Source organism: Pseudomonadota bacterium (assembly GCA_039815145.1).
GTDB lineage: Bacteria > Pseudomonadota > Gammaproteobacteria > Steroidobacterales > JBCBZW01 > JBCBZW01.
In genome coordinates this window covers 1-5634 of sequence record JBCBZW010000212.1, presented here as the reverse complement: position 1 = coordinate 5634, position 5634 = coordinate 1, and the positions used below count along the sequence as shown (strand labels likewise).

Genomic DNA, 5634 nt, shown 5'->3' with positions numbered 1-5634 from the left:
TTGTTTTTTTTTTTTTCTTTTTTGTTTTGTGGGGTTTTGTGGGTCCTATTTTTTTTTTTGCGCCGGCCGATTCTTTTTCTTTGGGCTACGTGTGGTGGGTCGGGGGGCCCCCCGCTTCTCCATGGAGGACTGACAATTGATAACCATAAGAAGAACGGTTGCCCCTTTCCGCGCGGAGCCTTCCTTAGGCGGGACACTGGTGGTCACCGGAGCGTTGGCAGTCGTTGTTGCGACGTCGGCTCACGCTGGGCCATTTCCAAGTGTGCTGCCCCTAGATCAGTTTGGTCCTGAGCTGGGCATCACCTTAGATGGCGTCAGTGAAGGAGGAGCAGCAGGAATCTCGGTCAGCACCGCTGGTGATTTCAATGGCGATGGTATCGACGATTTACTTGTAGGAGCGCTTGGCGAGTCTACGGGTGAGCAGAGTAACGTGGGCGCGGTCTATGTTGTTTTCGGGTCTTCTACTTTCCCCTCCGAGTTCCGCCTCGGCGATCTTGATGGCGAGAACGGCTTCGTCGTGCGTGGCATGCAGGAGCTGGATAGCCTAGGGGAGAACCTCGCCTCGCTTGGAGATCTAAATGGAGATGGCTTTGACGATATCGGGCTTGGAGCCGTTTTCGGGGATGGGCCAGTGCGCCGTGATGTTGGCACTGTGTACGTCATCTACGGCGGGGAAAACGTCGCACCTGGAGGTGAATTCGATCTATCGTCACTCGACGGAGTGAACGGGTTCTTTACGTTCGGTTTCTTCGATGGTGGGCGCGCCATGCGTGTAAGCTCTGCCGGAGACCTCAATGCAGATGGGTACCTAGATATAGCGATTGGCTCAGAGCTTGCCGACCCAGGCTTTGTAGACAACCCCGGTCAACTCCACGTGATTTACGGGGGACCGGAACTCGGAAGTACCGGATCGATCGCACTGCGCACGCTTACTCCGGAGACGGGGTTCACACTGAATGGGGTGGAAGTAGACACGCAGACTGGTCGTGACACCGCTGAGGCCTTCGACGTCAACGGAGATGGTATCGACGACCTTTTGTTTGGCGCGAGCAGCCTCAGTGCGGATGGTTCAGAGATTGGGCGGGAAGGTGGTGCCTACGTCTTGTTCGGGTCTCCGGGCTTGTCCCCACCCCGGGATCTCCTAGGGCAACTAGATGGAGAAAACGGATTCCTGTTGGAGTGTGTCGGTAGCAACTACCGTTGTGGTGTCTCTGTCGGTAGCCTGGGTGATATGAACAACGATGGTTACAATGATTTTGTTGTGTCGGGGTCCGAAGCCCGGCCCACCGGTGAGTTGAGCGTCGGCGAGAGTTACATCGTGTTTGGCGGTCCCGATGTTGGAGGTTCCGGCGTCGTGCGAACCTCGGAACTCGACGGAAGCAATGGGATAACGATCGAAGGCCGGAACGAGAATGACCGACTCGGGCGAGAGTCGAATCCGGCTGGTGATATTAACGGTGACGGTATTCCAGATGCTGTCGTCGGTGCCGCGGGCGCTGAGCTCGAGTCCGATGGTGAATTCGATGATCGCGGAGAGGTGTATGTGCTCTACGGTCATGCTGATCTGGGATCGGTACCCAGAATCCACGTAGATGATCTGGATGGCGAGAACGGATTCGCAATACAGGGCCGCCTCATCGATGGTCGAGGGGATCTTATTGGCATCGGCGTCCGCGGGGTGGGCGATTTCAACGCCGATGGAATCGACGATCTTGCAGTAGGAGCAAGCAACGCTCAGCCCGATGGGCTGTTTGCGCAAGGTAAGGTGTTCCTTCTCTTTGGGAGGGACGAAGACCTCGATACAGATAATGATGGGGTCGCAGACAGTGTAGACAACTGCATCCAGAGAGCAAACGCTGACCAGAGGGATTCGAACGCTGATGGCTACGGCAACGTGTGTGATGCGGATCTAGACGATAGCTGTCTCGTGAACCGGCAGGACTGGTTCATCATGCGAGAAGCGTTCGGGTCCAACGATCAGAACGCCGATCTGGACGGCGATGGCGTTGTAACGATTGGCGATGCTCTAGTGCTTCTCGGCGACCGTGCGATGCCCCCTGGGCCGAGTGGCCTCACGGATGTTTGTCAACGTTGATCGCAACAAGTGGTCGGGTAGGATGGCGTCCTGGTCATCTTGATGTCCTATAACTGGACCACTAGGCCATCGGTTGCTGCAGCAGCCTAACGCCTGAGCCCCACTTGAGGCGAGTGCCACTCCGGGGGCAGCCCAAATGGTGCACGGGTCAGGCGTCGACCGCAGCAACCGGTTACATGGCACGAGGCCGGCTACTGGCGGCTACTTGGCAGCACTTACCCTGCCCAGCCCTGGCGAATCGTCTCCCCGGCGTACCACCGGCGGGCGATAGGGTCTGCAACCTTGCTCATCAGGGTGATGTTGCGGCTCCAGGGAATTTGTCCAACAGGCTGTTGGACAAAATTGGGCCCTCCGGGTAGGTCTCGGCGAACTGGCGCATGTAATGGATGTTTGCGCGGGACAAGCCAGTCATCTCTGGGAAGGCCTCCCGCAGATCGTCGCTCCGCTGCCGGATGACCTTCGCACCCCACCCTCGGGCCTGCTGCTCTTCGAGAACGGTTTTCCCGATCCGCCAGTACAGCTGGATCAGCTCACTGTTGACAGCCAAACGAGCACGAGTTCGTGCCTACTGAATCTCCTCCTTCAGCGATCGCAGAACATGAGGATATGTGTCTGGCAGATCCTTGATGCGGAGCGACTCGACGAGTGAGGAGTGGACGACGAAGACGCTGCGCGGGCGGCGCTCCACGCGCTTCCGCGCCCGGAGCCCTCGCCCGCCGCCTTTCGGGGCGTCACCACCACGACCTCATGACAACGCCCATGGATGAACAGAAGCTTACCTACCCAGGTTCGGGATGATCGGCACGAATCTGTGCAGAATGCCCTATTTCGATAGCCTCCTACTCACCCACACTCGCCGCCAGCACCTAGTGCAAGCTAAACCCTGCAATAGCAGCCGGCAGCTGCACTTGCCAGAAGTGCGTACCGGCCGCTGACGAGAAGCTCGTCACGCCCTCCTCCTCATTCCAACTGGCCCGGTCGATGGGCGTCAACGGCTCCAACTCAGCTGCGGCGAGCAGGCCGTTGATCTTCGCGAGCTCCTCGCCGAGCAGCGCTTCGCCCGAAGCCAGGGCATCGCTCAGCTCACCCTTCAGCGTGTCGCGGCGAGCAAACTGGGTGGTGCTGGGCTTACCGTCGTAACCGGTGACGTTGCCGTAGAGCGTGCCGAGACGTTCGCGCAACTGCTCCTCGCCGGTGATCATGCCGCCCTTGCTCGAGGACAGGGAAGTACGCAAGTCCTCCAGCGCCGTGGCGAAGGTATCGAGCGCCACGGCGAGCTCGCCCTCGGCACCCTCGCCTCGCGCGCCGGCCTGCGCGTGCACCTCGATCAGGTTATCCGAGAGGAAGGTGAGATCGTTGATCATGTCGTAGAGCTCGAGGGCCAGGGCTTGCTGGGCGGTTCGGTCGGGCTCGGAGTGCGGCGTCCTCGGATCGGGCACCAGCTGCACCGTCGACTCGAGGGTCTCCTTGCCCTTGGTCAGCACCACCCGGTACTCGCCCTCAGGCACACGCGGCCCCAAGAAACCAGGCACGAGGCTGGTCGCCGGCGGGAACTTCGGCGCCTTGAAGCGCATGGGCCACTCGACGCGGTTCAAGCCACGGCGCTTGCCGCCCGGCAGGGTGGCGATGAGTCGGCCGTCCTCGTGGAACACCTCCACCTTGAGGTCGCCGAAGAGGTGCCGCTTCTTGAGGTAGTAGACGATGGTCGCCGACTGCGGTGGATTGGCGGCGACGAAGGAGTCGCTCGCACCGAAGCTCTGCAGCTGCGTGTTCAACACCATCGGCGCCGGGCGCGTGGGCAGCATGGCGACGTTCGAATCGATGATCTCCTGGGTGAGCGACCGCAGGGGCGTCACGTCATCGATGATGTACACGCCGCGGCCGTGGGTGGCGATCACGAGGTCGTGTTCGGTCGGGTGCACCACGAGGTCGTGCACGGCCACCTTAGGCAAGTTCTCGGAGAAGCGGGCCCAGTTCTGGCCCTGATCCAGACTCACGTAGAGACCGCGTTCGGTGCCGAGGTAGAGCAAGTCCGCGTTGACCGGGTCCTGCTTGATCACCCAGGCGTAGCCCTCGATGTCGTCGGTGGCGAGCGACGTCCAAGTCTTGCCGTGGTCCGTGGTGCGCAAGACGTAGGTCTGCATGTCGCCGCGACGGTGGCCGTCGAAGGTGACGAAGGCGGTCGCCTCATCGTGCGGACTGGCCTCGACACGCGACACCCACGTGCCCTTGGGCACGCCACTGATGTTGGTCACCACGTTCGCCCAGCTGGCGCCGCCGTCGCGCGTGAGCTGTACGTTGCCGTCATCCGTACCCACCCAGAGGGTCTCGCCGTTGAGGGGCGATTCGCTGATCGTGTAGATCGTGGTGAAGTTCTCGGCGGTGGAGTTGTCGATCGTGAGACCGCCGGACTCGGCCTGCCGTTGGCCCTTGGGATCGTTGGTGGTGAGGTCCGGCGAGATCGCCTCCCAGGACTCGCCACGGTCCTTGCTGCGGAACAGGTACTGGGCGCCGTAGTAGATGGTGCCCGGGCTGTTCGCGCTCATGTGAAGGGGCGTGTTCCAGTTGAAGCGCAGTTTCTGCTGGTCGGGACCCGGCGCGGGTTGGATACGCTTGATCTCGAGGGTCTCACGGTCGATGCGCTTGAGCTGACCGCCCTGGTACTCGCTGTAGAGCACGCGGTCGTCATTCGGGTCGGGGAAGGACCAGAAGCCGTCGCCGAAACCGATGTTCTGCCAGTCCTTGTTCTGAATGCCGCCCGGCGCCTGGGAGGGGGCCATCCAGGAGCCGTTGTCCTGCAGACCGCCGTAGACGTTGTAGGGCCAGCGAGCGTCCACGGCGACATGGTAGAACTGGCTAACGGGAAGATTCGCTATGTGGCGCCAGTGGAAGCCGCGATCCTGCGAGGTGTAAACGCCGCCGTCCGTACCGAGGAACAGCTGGCGCGGGTTTTTCGGGTTGACCCACAGGGCGTGATGGTCCGGGTGGATGGCGACGCTAAAGCCGGCGCCGAACATGCCTGAGAAGGTGTCACCGCCGTCGCTGCTCACCGTGAGGGTGAAGGCGGGCTTGTAGACACGCTCGGGGTCGCTGGGATCGACCACCAGCTCGCCGAAGTAGAAGGGGCGCATCTGCACATTGGCGGAGTCGTCCTTCTCCTCCCAGGTGTCGCCACCGTCGTCGGAACGGAAGAGCGCTGTGTGTTCGCTCTCGATCGTCGCGTAGACGCGCGTCGGCTCGGAGGCGGCGACGGTCACGGCGATGCGGCCCTTCTCGCCCTCAGGCAGACCGGCCGTGAGGGGCGACCAGGTGTCACCGCCGTCCGTGCTGCGGTAGAGGCCGGAACTCTCGCCCCCGGACTCGAAGAAGTCGGGGTAGCGGCGCACCTGCCACATGCCGGCGTAGAGCGTGCCGCCGTCCGGCGTCATGGCGAGATCGGAGCAGCTCGTGGCCCCGTCGAGGTGGAGCACGTTCTCCCAGGTCTCACCGCCGTCGCGGGTGCGGAACACGCCGCGGTCGCCGCCCGGCGCCCAGAGATG

2 protein-coding genes are annotated in these 5634 nt (G+C 61.8%); one reads left to right on the top strand and one right to left on the bottom strand.

Features of this window, described 5'->3' with window-relative positions:
* Nucleotides 1–262 precede the first annotated feature (262 nt).
* Nucleotides 263–2095, top strand: coding sequence for an integrin alpha (locus AAF184_24395; protein MEO0425496.1), 1833 nt, complete (start codon nt 263–265; stop codon nt 2093–2095).
* Nucleotides 2096–2961: 866 nt separating this feature from the next.
* On the opposite strand, the gene AAF184_24390 is transcribed toward AAF184_24395, so the two are convergent.
* Nucleotides 2962–5634 (bottom strand): glycosyl hydrolase (locus tag AAF184_24390; GenBank protein MEO0425495.1); only part of this gene is annotated, 2673 nt, incomplete at its 5' end.